This window comes from Aquimarina rhabdastrellae (genome assembly GCA_947387485.1).
GTDB lineage: Bacteria > Bacteroidota > Bacteroidia > Flavobacteriales > Flavobacteriaceae > Aquimarina.
Genome location: CANDNT010000026.1, coordinates 15971 through 34254, shown reverse-complemented (window position 1 = coordinate 34254; position 18284 = coordinate 15971). Strand labels below are relative to the sequence as shown.

18 protein-coding genes and 1 tRNA gene are annotated in these 18284 nt (G+C 29.8%); 9 read left to right on the top strand and 10 right to left on the bottom strand.

Features of this window, described 5'->3' with window-relative positions; all coding sequences use genetic code 11:
* On the bottom strand, nt 1-935 hold a 935-nt coding region (locus ACYEKI_RS20370), incomplete at its 3' end, for a hypothetical protein (protein WP_459213057.1).
* Nucleotides 936-1244: 309 nt separating this feature from the next.
* Between ACYEKI_RS20370 and ACYEKI_RS20365 the strand changes: the two genes are divergently transcribed.
* Nucleotides 1245-1317, top strand: a tRNA-Gly gene (locus ACYEKI_RS20365).
* Nucleotides 1318-1370: 53 nt separating this feature from the next.
* On the opposite strand, the gene ACYEKI_RS20360 is transcribed toward ACYEKI_RS20365, so the two are convergent.
* Nucleotides 1371-2285, bottom strand: coding sequence for a glutaminase (locus ACYEKI_RS20360; RefSeq protein WP_459213056.1), 915 nt, complete (start codon nt 2283-2285; stop codon nt 1371-1373).
* A gap of 10 nt (nt 2286-2295) precedes the next feature.
* Nucleotides 2296-3003, bottom strand: a complete 708-nt coding sequence (gene pepE, locus ACYEKI_RS20355) for a dipeptidase PepE (RefSeq protein ID WP_459213055.1) — start codon at nt 3001-3003, stop codon at nt 2296-2298.
* Nucleotides 3004-3112: 109 nt separating this feature from the next.
* On the opposite strand from pepE, the gene ACYEKI_RS20350 reads away from it, so the two are divergent.
* From ACYEKI_RS20350 to ACYEKI_RS20325, 6 genes are all read left to right on the top strand, one after another.
* Nucleotides 3113-3889, top strand: a complete 777-nt coding sequence (locus ACYEKI_RS20350; protein WP_459213054.1) for a carboxypeptidase-like regulatory domain-containing protein — start codon at nt 3113-3115, stop codon at nt 3887-3889.
* A gap of 232 nt (nt 3890-4121) precedes the next feature.
* On the top strand, nt 4122-4925 hold the full coding sequence (locus ACYEKI_RS20345; protein WP_459213053.1) for a carboxypeptidase-like regulatory domain-containing protein: 804 nt from the start codon (nt 4122-4124) through the stop codon (nt 4923-4925).
* Nucleotides 4926-5128: 203 nt separating this feature from the next.
* The gene (locus tag ACYEKI_RS20340) at nt 5129-6091 is read left to right on the top strand and encodes a helix-turn-helix domain-containing protein (protein WP_459213052.1); all 963 of its coding nucleotides are present in this window, start codon (nt 5129-5131) and stop codon (nt 6089-6091) included.
* A gap of 276 nt (nt 6092-6367) precedes the next feature.
* Nucleotides 6368-6817 carry a hypothetical protein gene (locus tag ACYEKI_RS20335; RefSeq protein WP_459213051.1) on the top strand — a complete coding sequence of 150 codons (450 nt, stop codon included), beginning with the start codon at nt 6368-6370 and terminating at the stop codon, nt 6815-6817.
* A gap of 422 nt (nt 6818-7239) precedes the next feature.
* Nucleotides 7240-7536: a Sec-independent protein translocase subunit TatA/TatB gene (locus tag ACYEKI_RS20330; RefSeq protein ID WP_459213050.1), complete on the top strand. Its 297-nt coding sequence runs from the start codon at nt 7240-7242 to the stop codon at nt 7534-7536.
* Nucleotides 7537-7796: 260 nt separating this feature from the next.
* Complete coding sequence (locus ACYEKI_RS20325) at nt 7797-9269, top strand: S8 family peptidase (RefSeq protein ID WP_459213049.1); 1473 nt, start codon at nt 7797-7799, stop codon at nt 9267-9269.
* 64 nt (nt 9270-9333) lie between these two features.
* Here ACYEKI_RS20325 and ACYEKI_RS20320 read toward each other — a convergent pair whose 3' ends face one another.
* The 4 genes from ACYEKI_RS20320 to ACYEKI_RS20305 all read right to left on the bottom strand — a co-directional run bounded on the left by ACYEKI_RS20320 (nt 9334) and on the right by ACYEKI_RS20305 (nt 12824).
* Complete coding sequence (locus tag ACYEKI_RS20320) at nt 9334-9975, bottom strand: O-methyltransferase (protein ID WP_459213048.1); 642 nt, start codon at nt 9973-9975, stop codon at nt 9334-9336.
* 323 nt (nt 9976-10298) lie between these two features.
* Complete coding sequence (locus ACYEKI_RS20315; RefSeq protein WP_459213047.1) at nt 10299-11462, bottom strand: lanthionine synthetase LanC family protein; 1164 nt, start codon at nt 11460-11462, stop codon at nt 10299-10301.
* A gap of 123 nt (nt 11463-11585) precedes the next feature.
* Nucleotides 11586-11774, bottom strand: coding sequence for a class I lanthipeptide (locus ACYEKI_RS20310; RefSeq protein WP_459213046.1), 189 nt, complete (start codon nt 11772-11774; stop codon nt 11586-11588).
* A gap of 186 nt (nt 11775-11960) precedes the next feature.
* Nucleotides 11961-12824, bottom strand: coding sequence for a thiopeptide-type bacteriocin biosynthesis protein (locus ACYEKI_RS20305; RefSeq protein ID WP_459213045.1), 864 nt, complete (start codon nt 12822-12824; stop codon nt 11961-11963).
* A 77-nt stretch (nt 12825-12901) separates the two neighbouring features.
* Between ACYEKI_RS20305 and ACYEKI_RS20300 the strand changes: the two genes are divergently transcribed.
* Entirely contained in the window at nt 12902-15064 is a 2163-nt protein-coding gene (locus ACYEKI_RS20300; RefSeq protein ID WP_459213044.1) for a lantibiotic dehydratase family protein, read from the top strand.
* Between the two features lie 69 nt (nt 15065-15133).
* On the top strand, nt 15134-16411 hold the full coding sequence (kynU, locus tag ACYEKI_RS20295; RefSeq protein WP_459213058.1) for a kynureninase: 1278 nt from the start codon (nt 15134-15136) through the stop codon (nt 16409-16411).
* A 27-nt stretch (nt 16412-16438) separates the two neighbouring features.
* Here kynU and ACYEKI_RS20290 read toward each other — a convergent pair whose 3' ends face one another.
* The 3 genes from ACYEKI_RS20290 to ACYEKI_RS20280 all read right to left on the bottom strand — a co-directional run bounded on the left by ACYEKI_RS20290 (nt 16439) and on the right by ACYEKI_RS20280 (nt 18236).
* The gene (locus ACYEKI_RS20290; protein ID WP_459213043.1) at nt 16439-17131 is read right to left on the bottom strand and encodes a hypothetical protein; all 693 of its coding nucleotides are present in this window, start codon (nt 17129-17131) and stop codon (nt 16439-16441) included.
* Between the two features lie 152 nt (nt 17132-17283).
* Nucleotides 17284-17652 (bottom strand): cupredoxin domain-containing protein, encoded by a 369-nt coding sequence (locus ACYEKI_RS20285; protein ID WP_459213042.1) that lies wholly within the window; start codon nt 17650-17652, stop codon nt 17284-17286.
* 50 nt (nt 17653-17702) lie between these two features.
* Nucleotides 17703-18236 carry a carboxymuconolactone decarboxylase family protein gene (locus ACYEKI_RS20280; protein ID WP_459213041.1) on the bottom strand — a complete coding sequence of 178 codons (534 nt, stop codon included), beginning with the start codon at nt 18234-18236 and terminating at the stop codon, nt 17703-17705.
* Nucleotides 18237-18284 lie beyond the last annotated feature (48 nt).

Sequence of the window (18284 nt, the reverse complement as noted above, 5' to 3'; positions counted from 1 at the left end):
ACGCCATCATCTTCAACGGAGATAGAAAGCTCGCTAGTAGTATTATCAAACTGGAATTGATCTACAGTTTGATCATCAGTACCCGCAGCAGCAAGCACAGTAGAGAAGTCTATGGTTTGCGTTCCACCATCTTCCAGAGTAATAGTTAAGATATTAGTAGTATTATCTAAAGAAGCAGTGATAGCTTGGTCATCAGTATTATCAAGGAAAGGCGTTAAGTTCACCGTTCCCCCATCTTCAAGAGTAAGTACATTTCCAGCAGCCAGCGTTAATTGCTGATCATCAGTACCAGCAGCAGCAAGAATAGTAGAGAAATCTACAGTTTGTGTTCCACCATCTTCCAGTGTAATGGTTAAGATATTAGTAGTATTATCTAAAGAAGCAGTGATAGCTTGGTCATCAGTATTATCAAGGAAAGGCGTTAAGTTCACCGTTCCCCCATCTTCAAGAGTAAGCACATTTCCAGCAGCCAGCGTTAATTGCTGATCATCAGTACCATTAAAAGTAATGTTAGTAGAGGTAGCTCCATTTATAAATGTAAAAGTACCATTGTTATTGTCTACTAACTGTGCTTTATCAATAATAGTTGTATCACCATTTTCATTTGTATAACTAAAAGTTCCATCATTATTATCCAATATAAATGTTATGGTTTCGTTAGGATTTGTATTACTACAAAGTGATACCCAATTGGTACCATTATATTGAAAAACACAATTTTGGTCTGTGTTATAAACCATACCTCCAGCTAAAGGGGAAATTTGATTCATTTGATTGTCATTAACTCTAGATAGTACAAAAACTTTATCAGCACTTTCTAATTCTAACAAAGAAGAATTGTGTATTTGATCTGGGTTTTCGCCAACTTTTACTTGAGCTTGTGAGGTATAAGCTACAATGAGAATGAACAAAATTGAAAGTAAATTTAATTTCATATCATAATGGGTTTCGGTGTACATTGTCGTATTTTAAAACTTTTGAGGGCTTTTATCCTTTGGGTTTTAGGGTATTAAAAATACAGTGTAAAGATATAAAAATATAGTACATTGCTATTGAAATGGTCGGATAATATGATAGAAACTTTCGATGAATTACATTTTTATTAAGACGAATGACTTTGTTATTAACGTTGAAAAGTTTAAGTATTTGAATGTTAGTTAATTGTTGTTTTTGCGATAAAAAACTTTAAAAAAGCTTGGATTTATAAACAAAATACAATTATATTTGCAACCGCAATACCAAACGCGGGAGTAGCTCAGTTGGTAGAGCGTCAGCCTTCCAAGCTGAATGTCGCCGGTTCGAACCCGGTCTCCCGCTCAAAAGCTTCACATTTTAGTGAAGCTTTTTTTATTTAATAATATAGTTGATTTTTAAAATATAGATAAACCTGTAAGAGTAGTTAATTCTTCTAGAGCCATCATCCCTAATTCAGAATTTCCTTTAGGATTTAATTTAGGACTCCATACAGCTGTACTATATTGATTAGGGTGGATAGCAACGATACCACCGCCAACACCACTTTTGCCAGGCAATCCAACTCTGAAACTGAATTCGCCAGCTTCATCATAGAAACCACATGTCTGCATGATAGCATTAATACGTTTTACAGTTCTTTTTGCGATTATTTGTTGTTGGTTTTGAATTGAAACACCTTCATTAGCATAGAGCATAAAAGCTTGAGCAAGTTCTTGACAAGACATTTCAATAGCACATTGGAAGACATATAAGTCTAAGACTTTATCAATATCATTTTCTATATTTCCAAATGATTTCATGAGGTGTAGCAGAGCTGCGTTTCTATTACTGTGCTTTTTTTCAGAGCTAGCTACAGTTGAATTAGAAGTAATAGAATCAATACCTGAGATAGTGCGAATGAATTGCAATAATTCTTGTTTAGGATTTTTTAAATGGGAGACTAGAATATCAGCAATTAACAGCGCTCCTGCGTTAATAAAGGGGTTTCTTGGAATTCCGTTTTCATATTCTAATTGAATTAATGAGTTAAATGGATTACCAGAAGGCTCTACATCTACTCTTTTAAAAACGTCATTACCGATGGTATTCATAGCTAATGTTAAACTAAAAACTTTAGAAATACTTTGGATAGAAAAACGCTCATGTGCATCTCCAAAATTATAATGACCAGAATTAATACAATATAAATGCATACCTAGTTTGTCTCCAGGTATTTTTGCTAATTCGGGAATATAGGTAGCCACTTTTCCTGTAGGAATATGATTTTTTAATTTAAGCTGTATAGTATCAAGGATTTTACTATAATCCATAAATAAAAAACTAATTAAGTTGTGCTAAAGATGAATTAGGATCAATTTCGTAAGGAGATTTGTGTTGTTCAAAAATTCGAGCAGTAAGATTACCTTTAAGTAAAATCTCATTTTCCTTAACTTCGAGCCAACTACCTTCTCTTAAACCTACTACAGGTATAGTGTTAAATTTATGAAACTCTTTGATACGTGTTTCTCTAGTTTCTCCTTTATGTGTTGAATTAGGATCTGGATCTAGATAATGAGGATTGATGTTAAAAGGAACAACGCCTAATGTATTAAAACTTGGGGGATAAATGATAGGCATATCATTAGTAGTTTTCATAGATAGTCCACATATATTGCTCCCAGCACTAGTACCTAAATAAGGTGTTCCATTTTTGATGCGATCTTGTAAAACAGGAATTAATTCATTTCTATATAATTGGTCAACTAATAAAAAAGTATTGCCTCCACCTGTAAAAAGTGCTTGTGCATTTTGTATAGCTTCAACAGGGTTTTCAAAAGTATGTAAACCAATAATTTTTTTATCTATTTTAGAAAAAGCTTTAGCCGCAATTTCAGTATATTCATCATGAGAAATTCCACTAGGTCTAGCATACGGAATGAAAATGATTTCAGAAATGTTTTTGTAAAAATCTGAAAGTGTGTTTAATAAGTATTCAAGATAACCACTTCCATGAATAGTAGAAGTACTAGCAATGATACAATTTTTCATTAGTGCAAATTTTAGTGTGTAATATATTATCAATAATTGATGTAAAAATAATAGAACCTTTTCTTTTTAACGTTAGAATATTGTATTTTTAATAAAAAAATCCCCGACCATGAAAACCATAATATTAAATATTTTTCTGATTCTCTTTATAACAATAGGACAAGCTCAATCTTTATCACGAGTACTAATTGATGGTAAAGTAAATGCTGCTATTGATGATATTGTAGAAGGTATTGTTGTTTTAAATATTAGTTCGAAAAAAGGAACAGTAACTAATGCAAAAGGTGAGTTTAAAATAAGTGCGGCCGAAGGAGATAAATTAGAAATTATAGCGGTGCAATATGAAAAAGTAACCATTGCTGTAGATAAGAGTATTATTGATAATAGACGAATAACCATTTTCTTAAATGAGACTATTAATGAATTAGAAGAGGTAGTAGTAAGACCTTATGATTTATTAGGTAATGTAGCTGTTGATATTCAAAAAATAAAAATTGATCCTTTGATTAAACCAGACCTTGATGAACGTCAAATAGGAATTGACCAATGGGCATTAGGTGATAACCCAACACTGGAAAATATCATATTAGATAAAGATGATATGATTAATGGAATCAACTTTGTGAATTTATTTAAATTGGTAGTTAAATCGAAGAAGAGTAAAGCTAAAAAAGAGCTGAAAAATCAGGATATTGATAGTAAAATAAGAAATCTATACAATGATCATTTTTTTAAAGAAAACTTAAAAATTAAAAGTGATAAAATAGACGAATTTATCTTTTTTGCAGAAGGTAATGGATTAGATGCAACTTATTTAGAAGATGGAAATGAATTAAGGTTATTAGAATTCTTAGTAGAGCAAAGTCAGCGATATAAAAAGAAATAAGTTGCTTAAATGCAACAAAGAATATTAAACACGGTCTATAAAATGTAGCTCGTGTTTTTTTTGTGCTATATCATAAGTAAGGTTTATTTAATGTAACTAATAGTTATAAGTGGTTTAAATAAATCTGGTAAATCATCCGGAGATTTATTTTTTTTAATAATCATGATACTGTTTTTCTAAACAGATATCATGGTATGTATTTAATATTAAAGGAAAATAAATTAGATAGGGGATGGATAAAAAATTACTAGGATTATTTTTTTTACTAGCACTTCAGTCTTTTGGACAAACACAATTGTTAAAAGGGAAAATTGTGGTTGATTCTCTTCAAGGTGCTGCTATCAACATTGTAAATTTAGATAAAGGAATCGGAACGGTTAATGATGAAATGGGGTATTTTGAACTCAAAGTTTCAATAGGAGATCACCTTTATTTTTCTTCAGTACAATTTGAAGCTTATGAAAAAGAAGTAAAGGAAGCAGACTTAAAGAAAGAAGAAGTTAAAATTGTATTGTTACCAAAGGTCAATGAATTAGAAGAAGTAACCATAAGTAATATCAAGTTAACAGGTAATCTAGATAAAGATATTTTAAGTGTTAAACCTAAACCATTTTTACAAGCTACGGATTTAGGGTTACCTCAATCTAAGAAGAAACCATTAACTCAAGCACAGCGTCGATTATATACAGCAAGATCTAGTAATGGCTTAGTTCCTTTGGATTTAGTAATAAATATGATTTCGGGAAGATTGAAGCGATTGAAAAAGATGAGAGAATTAGAAATTTTAGATCAAAAAGTATATCAAGGAGAACATGCTTTTGATTCATTATTTTTTACTAAAGAATTAAAAATCCCAGAAGAGCTTATTACTGATTTTGTTTATTATTGTACAGATGATGTTCATTATAGTAAACTATTGAGTCGTGATAAAAAATTAAATTTATTAGAGTTTTTTCAAGAAAAGGCAGCACATTACATTACGATTAAGAAGAAAGAGTTAGGTGCTGGATATGAAGAAATGATAAAGGAAAAATGAAAAAAAAATATACTTTTGTGTTTAAATCTTAATATAGATTGAACATAGCTCAACACATTTACGAATTTCTTACTTATAGCGATTTTTTTCAAAGTTTTGTCTTTGGAGGAATAATGTTATATCTCTATTTTATAAAGAAAAAACCAACACTATTTTTAGCTCTCTTTCTTATTTGCAATGGGGTAGAAACTTTATGTTTTACAATGGAGTATATATGGAGACCAGAAGATGGATACCTTTATGTAGTACCTCTTACGTTTACATATTTAATGACACCATTATTTTATATTTATGTAAAGAAGATTTCTATTCTTGATGAAGAAAAAATTGAATATAGATACTTAATTCCAGGTTTTGTCGAGATACTTTTAGGTATTTTTATATACTTCCAGTCAGATGAAATAAAAGTAGCCATATTAGACTCATTAGGCTATATTCTTTTCTTGTATTTCGGGATATTTTACAATATGTTTATTATTTATAAAGTACTTAAGGGACTTAATAGACATATAAAAAAACTTGAAAATCAATATTCAGATTTACTCAATAAGCAATTGATATGGACTCGCAATTTTTTAATTATTTTTTTTACGTATAGTATTTTGGTGGCTTTTGAAAGTATATTGTTTAAAGAATACTTATGGGTAGAAGTAATATTTTCAATCATTGATTTAATTTTAGTGTATTGGGTAGGGATTCAAGGGTTATTTCAAGAAAAAATATATTCGATTATACCTCAGAAAATAACTGAAGAAATAAAACCATCAGGTGTAATTGAAGATGATAAAAAGTTAGTTGTTAAAGATGACGAAAGTGATTTAGAAGAAGAGCAAACGAAAATTATAGAGATAGCTACGACATTTATAGAGACTTCAAAAATCTATACCAAAACAGATTTAACCATTATAGACTTATCGGAAGCGATAGATATTCATCCTAAAAAGATTTCTAATGCAATCAATTCAAAATTGGAGATAAACTTTAATAGATATATAAATAAGTTTAGAATTGAAAAAGCAAAAACACTACTAAAAGATCCAGAAATCAAATTATCAATAGAAGGAATTGGATTAGAATCTGGTTTTAAGTCAAAAAGTGCTTTCTACAATGCATTTAAAGATATAGTAGCAATGACCCCTGCAAAATATAAACTTGAACAGGTTTAAGTAAAAATAAGCAAAGTTCTGATTTAAGAAAAGAGTACTAAATCCTGACTTAGTACTTCTAAGTGGTTGATAATCTTAAATCAGAACTAGAACCCTGTTATGTTTGCAAACTCAATCAAGCTTGGGTTAAGTATGAGAACTTGGGGAAGACTCATAGAGGGAATAAAGGTTAAGCTTGCACAGATCAAAGTTCTAGACCATAGTTTTATGATTTAAAACTATGGTTTGCTTTGAGACAATAAATCCAAATTAAAATCAATTCAAATCATAAAACAAATGAAGAAGTTCAAATTAATAATGGTTATTTCGGTACTATTGATGGTATCACAACAATACAGTTACGGACAACAATTAGCTGTAGTAAAAGCATCAAGTATATCTGTAGATGAATTACCAGAATATGTGATTATAACATCACAAAATACTAAACTACTAGGAGGAATTAATATAATTATCGATTACAAGAAGTCTCTATACAAGCAGCAGCTTCGAGAATTAGAGGAGTTGCTGCAGGATGGAGATAAATTAAGAGTGCGAAATCAAACAGATTTACTTAATGCAATGGCTGTATTAGGATTTGAGTATGTTAATGCATATAATGCCTCTACAGTAACCCCTAGTATAGGTAAGGATGATGTAGATGTTCTTTTTGATGAGCTAGATGGAGGAGAAGGAAGTTTTAGAGTGAATATGGTATTTAGGAAAAAAGAAAAATATAGGAAATAATAATAAACGATTACCCCATACAATCGATTAAACAAAAGGAGAAGAAAAGTAAGTTAAATGAAAATTGTAACGATGGAAATGAATAAGAAGATTAGAGGGGTACTATGTAGTGCAAAAGCTAGAATTGTATTTTATATACTGTATTCTTTATATTTAATATTGCTATTATATTGGTTTTATAAATTATTATAATATAGGTCTGTAACGCCATAAATAATCATACATAAAACAAGGTAGTTTAAGAATATTATTTTGTTTTATATACTGCCTCCCTTAAGATGTATTCGATCTGGAATTAATAAATATAAGTTTCAATAAGGTTTTATAGTAATATTATAGAAATAGATAATGAATTAAAAAAGTAAAGCCGACATGATGTCGGCTTTTTTTATAGCTAAAATTGTATGTATATTTGCAATAATATGATAACATTTATTCCTATATTCATTAGTGGAGGTGAGATAGCCTTTATAGTATTTATTCTTGTGATGGTTTTTGGAGCAGATAAAATTCCAGAGATAGCAAGAGGGTTAGGTAAAGGTATGCGTACGGTAAGAAATGCTACCAATGAAATCAAGCATGAAATTACTAAGAGTGCAGAACAGCATGGAATAGATACGAATCTAACTTCGGATGTTACAGAACAATTTCAACGTGAAATTAAACAAGTAAAAGACGATATAGAAGAGTTTTCGGGTTCTGTAAAGCGTAAAAAGTAAATAGCTTATAAGATATAAAAAGAGAGGGGACAACATATGTTGTCCCCTCTCTTTTTATGTATTTACGTTAATAAATTACGTTTTTCACATAATTTAATGTGTTTTTTTATGTAGTGTGTAAATATTTCACATTTTTTTAACAAATTAATAACCTTCTCTTAACTATATTGCCATGCCGTAGTTGAAAAGTAGTAAAATTATAAGTTCACTTCGCTCACTTTGTGACTATTAGGTAACACAAACTCAAAATTTATATTTAAATGAAGAAAATAGGATTATTTGCCATAGGGTTAGCTATGGTATGTGCTTCATGTTCTCAGGATGAAGTTTCAGGAATTGAAAATCAACAAGAAATTGTACAAAACACACAAAAACTTTTATCTATAGATGAAGTTAATAAATTTATAGAAGAAAGCCTAAAAAATACAGGAGATGTTGATTGGACAACAGCTCCTACGCAGGTATTATGGAGTGCGATAGTACATAGTAAAGATGATGTAACTATAGGTTTTGGGAATGAAGGAGAAAGCTTTTCTTTAGAAAGAACCCCAGAATTAAGAAATACAAAAAATCAAATCTTAACTGTTATAGCAGATCAAGAGCAAATAAAGAGTTCTGATATGACTGTAAAAGATGATGAAATATTAAATTATATGATGGTAGCTATATCAAAATATGAAACAATAGCTGCATTACAAAAAACAGAAGGTATTCGTTATATAGAGCCTAATGGATACTCTTTTTATTTAGAAAATGATCAAACTAGATCTTCGGCAGGTTGCGGAGAAAGTAACCAGACTATAAATGGAGCAGATTATAGAATAATTACTCCTAACTCATGGGTGCCGTGGAGTTTTGACAAACACAATATTCCTAGTGCATGGGGATATAGTACTGGATCTGGTATTACAGTGGGAGTTATAGATACAGGATTATCTGGAGATCAACGTTTAATGAATAGCGATTTTAATGATGGATATTCAAATGGGCGTACTGTACAACGTTTTGGAACATTTAATAACGATGGTGTAAATGATAAGTGTGGACATGGTACATCTATGTCATCTGTAATAGCTTCGCCACGTAATGATGATGCAATGCCTTTAGGAGTAGCTTACAACAGTAATTTGATTGTATATAGAGCAACTTCAGATGTAGTGTTAAATGGATCTGATGAGCGCAGAGGAGTAAGTAATGCTTTAAGAGGTTTAGGAAATAATAGTAATGTTAAGATTATTTCTATGTCTATAGGATATCCATGGTCTATAGGAAATATTAAAGATGCAGTTAAATATGCATATAGTAGAGGAAAATTAATCATTGCAGCTGGAGGTACGTCTACATCATTTACAAATTGGTTTGGTGTAATATTTCCTGCTAATATGAGTGAAACTGTAGCTGTAACAGGAATTAAAGATAACGGAAAATACGATCGTTGTGATGTATGTCATAGCGGAAGCAAAATTGATTTTACTATTGTGATGCAAAGAAATAGTAACAATAGCCGTACAGTACCAGTATTAGGATTCCGTACAGGAACTAGAAGTTATGTAGGTGGTTCTTCTATAGCGACAGCAACTACAGCAGGTATAGCAGCCTTAGTATGGTCTAGAAACCCTACTTGGAGTCGTTCTCAAGTATTAAATAAATTAAAAACCGCAGGAGAGTTTTACCCTAACAAAGACGGAAGTTATGGATATGGTAATATTGATGCATTAAAAGCGGTAAAATAATAATAAAAGAATAGGAGTGAACAACATAAAAGAAAGGCGTAGTTAAATACTACGCCTTATGTTTTTATAATACTCTAGAAATAGTTAATCCGTCTCTAACAGGTAATAAAACAGTTTCTATTCTAGGATCATTGGCCAAAAGTTTATTATAACGTAATAAAGCTTCGGTAGAAATGTCATCTTTTTTGAGTTCTTGAATTACTTTTCCACTCCATAAAACATTATCAGAAAGAATTACTCCTCCAGGATTCATTTTATCTATGATGATATCAAAATAAGTAGGGTAATTAGGTTTGTCAGCATCGATAAAAACCAAATCAAAATTTACACCCAAATCAGGAATGATTTGAGTAGCATCACCTAGATGTTGATGAATTTGTGAACTATAGTCAGATAAGTCAAAATATTTACGCTGAAAATCATAAAGTTCTTCATTAATATCTATAGTATGCAATTGCCCATCTTTGGTCATCCCTTCGGCTAAACATAATGCAGAGTATCCTGTATAGGTACCAATTTCCAAAATATTTTTTGGGCGAATTAATTTAGACAAAATACTTAAAATACGACCTTGATAATGACCACTAAGCATACGAGGTTGTAATATTTTTTGATATGTTTCTCGTGTGAGTTGTTGGAGTAATTTAGGTTCTTTTTCAGAATGCTCAACAACATAATCGTCTAAAGCTTCAGGAATAAAATGCATAAAAAAATTTTTGCAAAGCTATTTGTTTTTTAGCTAGAGTAAAAATTATTAAGAAAATTAAAATTAACGATATATGAGGATTACATCGGTTTTTACTATTTCATCATATTACAAATAGTTATACTAGCACAACAGTTTATTCTAGTTCTTTTACAATTCTATAGAGAGGTAAACTTAAATGTATTTAATTAGAGTTGAAAGTATTTAGTTATAATCAGAGTCTACTCATTTAATAATTTTGGCAGACTCTTTTTATAAATAATTTTATTGATAGTAGATAAAATAATAATAAATATTATATAGCGTTGTTACATGATAAAAAACTAATATAATCCTAGAAAATTACCAATACTATAATCGTTATTTTCAATGGCTAAATTAACTAATCCTGTACTAGTTACTCCTTCTAAAAAAGAAGTAGTGTCAAGTTTAAATTTTGAATCGTGCTTAACAAATCTACTATAATAAGTGACAGGTTTATTAGTATCGATGACTTTTAAAGTGTTTCTATGTAATTCGTTATTCCAGTATTGTAAACGAGTTGTTAATATAGGTTGTTGTTTATACCATTGACTAATTCTTGATAATATAAAACAAATACTACTAATTCCATGACAAAAACCTATATCAAAGAAGTCATGATCAGCGAGATGTAATAAAGAAGAGTTTGTGATGTCTCTACAGATAATTCTATCAGTAACTTTTTGAGCTTTTTTTATAATAAAATCATCTTTAAAGGTAACACCGTAATAATATAACCCATAGGCAATAGGTAAATCACCATTGCAAAAACCTAATCTAGAATCAAAAACATTAAGATATTGATTTTCTTTTTTAATACTATAAATACTTGGAAAAGCACAATCTCCCTTTGTTGTATGTGTAGCGTTTAAAATTGTTTTTAAGATACCAGAAAGTAATGGTGAAATATGATCGTTCTTAAAGTTTAATTCCTTTAAACGTGTTAAAAAAGTTAATACACCTACAATTCCATGAGCAATACCTAAATCTACTATTTCTTGTTCTTCCTTTCTCTCGGGATCTAACCAATAAAATTGCCCTTCATGTTCTATTTTGCTATTCCATAAAGAAGCAATAGCAGAATTGATTAAGGTAACAATAGTTTCATTTGATAAATGCTTTGAATTAAGAAAATATTGTAACTTTCCGGTAAATCCATAGTATAATTCAAAATTATCAGATTTGATATCATATATAATAGAAGTTATTAATTCTTGCTCTAGATCAGAAAGATAATCATCGGCATTTTCGATAATACCGCATTCTTCTAGATATGCTATAGACCAAAAAACACCTTCAAAACCGGTTAATATACCTTTATGAAAATCATATTCACCAAATTGTTCAATGAATTTATCTAATAAAGTAATAGCTTTTTCTTTTAAAGAGTTATCTTTTGAATGTTTATATCTTGATGCAAAGTAAATTACAATTCCTAGATCATTATTGAATGTTGGGGATGCCATTTTATAGGCGCTATTATATAGATAAGTATCTATTTTTTCATAATAATGTATATTCATTTTGTAAAAATAATAAGCTTAGAGAATCTAACTCTTATTAAAGAGTTAGATTCTTTTTAATTGAGATTAGCAAGTAAGACATCCTGATGTATAATCAGGTCTATCACAACAGTTTCTTCTTGTTCTTTTACAACTGAATAAAGAAGTAAATTGACCTGCTTCTGCTTCTAGTCTTGCCTGTCCTCCGTTAACACCATCTAATTGGTTTTTGTCTAAGATAGAAAGTGTTTTTTTGTTTAATTTTAGTTTTGACATGATTTAAATTTTTAAAGTTTTATCTACTCTATTAAGGATTTTCGATATACTCCTCTATCGATAGCTTTTTATTCAATTTTTATATAGGGAATTAAAAGAAAGGGGATTCTTTTAATAGTATTTACTGTAGTAGGGTTTTGCACTGATGAATTTATTTTTGATTTGTAATATGAATGATTTAATTAGTTAAGCATTTAATTTTTGTTTTGATTTTTGCCTAGCTAGATGACTTCTGTAGTATTGGAATAATAGATCATGAAAAAACCATTCGTTTAACCTTTGATTTGATCTAAACAATCTATTACAATGCATGTGTACCAAGCTGGCCAAATAATTGTCTACTTCAAGTTTATCTCTTTCTAAAAGAGCTAATATTTGTTGAACTGTATCACTACAGCTGTTTTTAAAATGAGTTAAAACTTCTTCAAATGCTGTCGTATGACCTTTTTGATTAAATGCTTGTTCTATAAGTTTTTTATGTTGTCTATATTTAGAGCTTAGATGTTTCTTTTTCCATTTATCAACGTTAAATTCTTGACCAAAATAATGATTAAGCATTCCTATAAACTCCTTTTTTTCTTCAGGGTTATATTCAAATAAGTCTAGAATAGTATCCACAACTCTCATTCCATATATCCATTGATGCTCTGGATTTATATTCGATAACATCCATAAAATAATATTACTATTGTGAGAGAATAATGTTTCTGTATGTTCGATACAAGTCGTACCATAACGTTCTAATTCTCTATGATAAGTATCGTTTGTGATTTTAGAAATTAAATTGTTTTCTAATAAAGGAGCTAATGTTGTATGTATTTTATCAATTAATACTCCAATATTTTTAATATCTATTAATCGAAATCGTACACGTATATGTAAGTCATCATCTTTATAACGAATAAAAAACCATTTTGAAATTAAATTGGAATTTAAAGCATCTTTGGCTAAGGGATAAAGATGATCTTTTAATATAATATCTGAAGTAATCGGTCCAGAATATATTTTGTAATATAACCACTCACTGCCCAAAAAAAAAGATCTTTTCATACAAAAGAATATCAATTATTTTTCCCAAAAATATGTAAAAAAAATATATTTGAACAATAATTACTAGTAAATATATAATGAAAAATATAAAAAACTACGAATTTTTAGACCGCTATATATTGAGAATTCCACTGTTAAATTATTTAAAAACAGATGGTTTGACCGTAAATAAATTACGTGAAATATTCGATAAAAAAGAAATTCAAGAAGCTATTTATTTATCTTCTCCAGAGTTTTATCGAGAGCTAAAAAGGAATTTTGAAAATAAAAAGAATGAAGACATAGAAGAAAAATTAATAATTTCTTTAGCAAAATATGTGATCAGAATGGCATCTAGAAGTACCCCATTTGGACTTTTTAGTGGATGCAGTATAGGTACATTTTCAGATAATACTTCGATAGCATTAAAACCATCAACAGCGTATAAAAGAAAAAGTAGGTTTGATATGAACTTTATTTGTTCTTTAATCAAAAATGTTGATCATGATGATCAAATAAGAACACATATAAAGTATTATGCAAATAGTAGTTTATCAAAAATAGGGTACGACTATAGATATATAGAGTATAAATACAATAATAATGATAGAACACATTATTTATCTTCAGTAGAAGTAAATCCTTATCTAGAAGAGATAATTAAGACAGCAAAAAATGGAGCATCTATTAAAGAATTGGTTACTTTGATTATTGATGATGAGATTACAGAAGAAAATGCTACCGAATTTATACACGAATTGATAGATAATCAGATTTTGATAAGTGAATTATCTCCAACAGTAACTGGAGTAGATTATTTTAATCGGGTACTAAGTAAAATAGGAGGAATAAAAAAGTACGAATGGTTGTATGATCTTGAAACGACTTTAAAATCATTAGATAAAAATACATTTAATAATGATTTAATCATTTATAATGAACTGCATGAGAACCTTAAGGCAAACCAAGTTCAGTTTAACGAAAAATACTTACTACAAAGTGATTTAGTTGTGACAACTTCTACTAATCATATAGATTCAAAAGTACTAGATAGCATAAAGAAAGGTTTAAGTGTTTTAAATAAGTTGAAATTTAAAAGACCTAATGATAGACTTACAGAATTTAAGAAAAGATTTTATAACAGATACGAAGATCGATTGATACCATTATCATTAGCACTTGATGTAGAAAGTGGTATAGGATTTTCTGACAAAAACGTAGATGCTAGTTATTATGACATATCTCCATTGACTGAAGGTTTTGAAATAATGTTTAGTAATAAGAATGAAAAACATCCTGAAGATAATCGACCAGAACTTATTTTACAGCATCTGTACTTAGAAGCATTAAAAAATAACAAAGATGAAATTGTAATCACAGATGAAATTCTAGAAGGACTTGAAGAGAGTTGGGAAGAGTTCCCGAAGACAATGGCAGGAATGATAAAAGTCCTTGATGAATCTGATGAACCACAAATATTTATGGACCTATTTGCAGGACCTACAGCATCATTACTAATGGGAAGATTTGGACATGTAGACGAAGAATTCCATTCACTTATACAAGCTATTTTTGAAAAAGAGCAAGATGAAACCAAAATAAATGCCGAAATAGCCCATTTACCTCAAGATAGATTAGGAAATATCACCATAAGAGAGAATCAACGTGAATATGAAATACCATATTTAGCATTTAGTACATTACCTGTAGATAAACAATTACCTATAGATGATTTGTATATCAAGTTGGATAATGATCGTATTGTAATATTCTCAAAAAAGTTGAATAAAGAAATTGTTCCATACCTCTCTAATGCACATCACTTTTCTCATGGCAAATCATTACCGATATATAATTTTTTAGGTAGTCTACAAGTGCAAAACTTATATGGAGCTTTGACTTTAAGTTTAGGGAGCTATACTAATTATAGATATATTCCAAGAATTTCTTACAAGAATGTAATTCTCTCTGTCGCGCATTGGAATATCAACAAAAATGAAATTCAAAAAATCGTACAAGATTTAGATACTTGGATTAAAGAAAATAATATTCCTCAATATATCGTAATTGCAGATGATGACAATGAATTAGTAATAGACTTACAAAATGAAATTAGTAGAAAAGTTTTCTTATCAACAATTAAAAAAAGAAGACAACTCTTATTAAAAGAGTTCCTTTTTAAGGATAAAAAGTTTATTGTAAAAGATGAAAGTGAACAAGGATATTGTCACGAAATTATTACAACGATTTGCGTAAAATAATATAGATATTTGCGAGATACCTTAAGTAATGATTACATTTGAGTGAATATTTTGGACGAAATTATACCTATGCAATTTAAAAATACTGAAGCTTTTGCTAAAGAATTAGATGCAGCAGATGCATTAAATCGATATAGAGATGAATTCCTTTTCCCAAAAGTAAATGATAAACAAGTTATTTACTTTACAGGAAACTCATTGGGTTTACAACCGAAGAATACGCAAATCTATGTAGATGAAGTGATGAAAGATTGGGCAGAAATGGCTGTAGAAGGACATTTTTATGCAGAGAAACCTTGGTGGGATTATCACGAACGTTTAGCAGAGCCTTTAAGTAAAATTGTAGGAGCAAAACCATCAGAAGTAAGTGTAATGAGTACGCTAACTGTAAACTTACATTTATTAATGGTATCTTTTTATAGGCCAAAAGGAAACCGATATAAAATTATCTGTGAAGAAAAAGCTTTTCCTAGTGATCAATATATGTTGCAGAGCCAAGTGAGGTTTCATGGCTATGATCCTAAGGATGCTATAATTGAAATAAAAAAACGTCCAGGTGAACATAATTTTAGAAAAGAAGATATTCTTGATACTATAGCTCAAGTAGGAGAGGAGTGTGCATTAGTACTTATAGGTGGTGTAAACTATTATACAGGACAAGTTTTTGATATGAAAACAATCACAAAAGCAGGACATGATGTTGGTGCTTTTGTGGGATGGGATTTAGCACATGCAGCAGGAAATATCAAACTAGAATTACATGATTGGGATGTTGATTTTGCAGCATGGTGCAGTTATAAATATATGAATAGCGGACCAGGAAATGTTTCAGGGTATTTTGTACATGAACGATTCCATAACCAGAAAGATATTCCGAGATTTGAAGGTTGGTGGGGAACAAAAAAGGAAACTCGTTTCTTGATGAAACCTGAGTTTGAACCTATGGCTAATGCAGAAGCATGGCAATTGAGTAATGCACCTATATTATCTATTGCACCTTATTTAGCCTCTTTACAACTTTTTGACGAGGTGGGAATGGATGCTATTGTAGCCAAAAGAAAAAAAATAGTAGCCTATTTAGAATTTATTTTATCAGAAATAGATAAAGAAGTTGATAGTACATTTGAGGTAATTACACCTAGTAATGAAGACGAGAGAGGAACACAATTATCAGTGTTTCTTCATGGAGAAGGTAGAGAACTCTTTGAATATTTGATGAAAAACGGAGTGATAACAGATTGGAGAGAACCTAATGTAATACGATTAGCACCAGCGTCATTGTATTGTTCTTATGAAGATATGTATCATTTTGGACAGATACTCAAAAAAGGAATTTTAAGTAAATAAAAAGAAAAAGGGCAATAAGCCCTTTTTTTATGGTGTAGTTATAACTTTTACATCAGTAAAGAATAAATGGAATTTTTGATCAGCCGTTTTACGTGATAGCGAAATCTTAATACCATTAAAATCTTGATAATTTTCCCAAGTAGTTGTTAAAGAAGCTTCAGGTTGATTCCCTTTTCTAAATACCCATTCCTGGATAATAAATTGATCATTATAATAAAAATCATATGCATCTCCGGGAGTATATCCACCTTCATTACCATAGGTTAATGTAAGCTTGTGCATTTCTTTTTTACTTATAGGAGTTGTAGCCACTTTTTCTGTAGTAATAGTTGTTCCTTGATCCCAAACAAGATTAAAAGGAGTTAACAACCAATAACGATCATTGATAAAACCACGATCTGCTTGTAATGCAAGACTATCTATTTGATTGCGATTGTATGCAGTAGTGTCTTTTTCTGTAATTAACGTAACATCATTTGTTTTAGGTTTCCATTTCCATAATCTAGAATAATGTTTTCCAGAACGGTCTACATTAAATGCAAACTGAATTTCGGTTACATTTTTCCATTGGTCAAAACCATTGGCTTTAGCAATTTTTTCTGGAATAGTTAATTCTTTGATATTAGGAGTAGGAGTTACAATTTTCTCTTCTTTTTTGATAGTTGTATTACATGCAGCACATAACAAGGATAAACTACAGATAAATAATAATTTTTTCATAGGTTGGATACTTTTTTTAGTATCCGCAAACATAGTAAAAAGCGAAGCACAGTAACAGTTAATTAAGAAGACTTTAGAATAAATAATAGGCATAAAAAAAGACTATTCCTAAGAATAGTCTTTTAATAGTAAGTTAATAATTGTAAAGGAGATTACTTTACAATAAGAGTATTGTCCGTAGATGTTGGATTCAATGGACAAAAGTATACGTATTCACCTTTCTTAAGTTTTACTTGCTTAGAAGTACCTTTAGAATTGTTTCCAACAGGTTTAGTTACATAAGCATTTTTAATGTGGTTTGCTGGATTAGAAATATCTTTTCCTTTTTGTACTAAAACAAACCCGATATCATGACCTACAGCGTTATTTGAAATTTCAAAAGTGTAAGTTCCTTCAGATAATGTAATTGATTTTTGAGTAAACTCTCCTTTAGTTTGCTCTAAAGTAACTACTTTAGATTGAGCCGAACTAGCTAATGAGAATCCTAATACCAATACAAATAATGCGATTACTTTTTTCATGATTTCTTTAAGTTAATGTTTAAAATAATATTTAATAAAATTGTTAATGTTTAAAGTGGTTGTGCTTCTGGAAAATCTACAGGCACTTGAGTTGTACTATGGATATAGTTTGAGATTGTTTTATCTCCTACTAATGAAATTGTGTCAATTAAATTAGCCTTATTATATCCAGCGTTAAAGAAGTTATCTAGAACATCTTGATCTGTCTTACCTCTATTTTCTGTAATGTTTTTTGCTAATCTAGCCAAAGCATCAAATTTATTGTCAAAAGAAGCTTTCCCTGCACGCAATTCAAGGATTTGCTCATCATTAAATCCATTCATTTTTCCGATAGCAGTGTGCGCAGATAAACAATAAATACAGTTGTTTACTTGACTTACAGCTAAGTTTACTACTTCTTTTTCTTTTGTAGATAACGAAGTCTTTGCTCCGCTAAATGCTAAATAGTTTTCTAAAGCAGTATCACTATGCGCATAAGTCGCATATAAATTAGGTACAAATCCTAATCCTTTTTCTAGATTGTCAAATATCTCTTGATTCTTAGCAGAAACTTCTGCTTTTGTTGGTACATTTATTCTACTCATAATAATGTTGTGTTTAATTATTTTTTTCTGTGTGATCTGTTGTGTTGT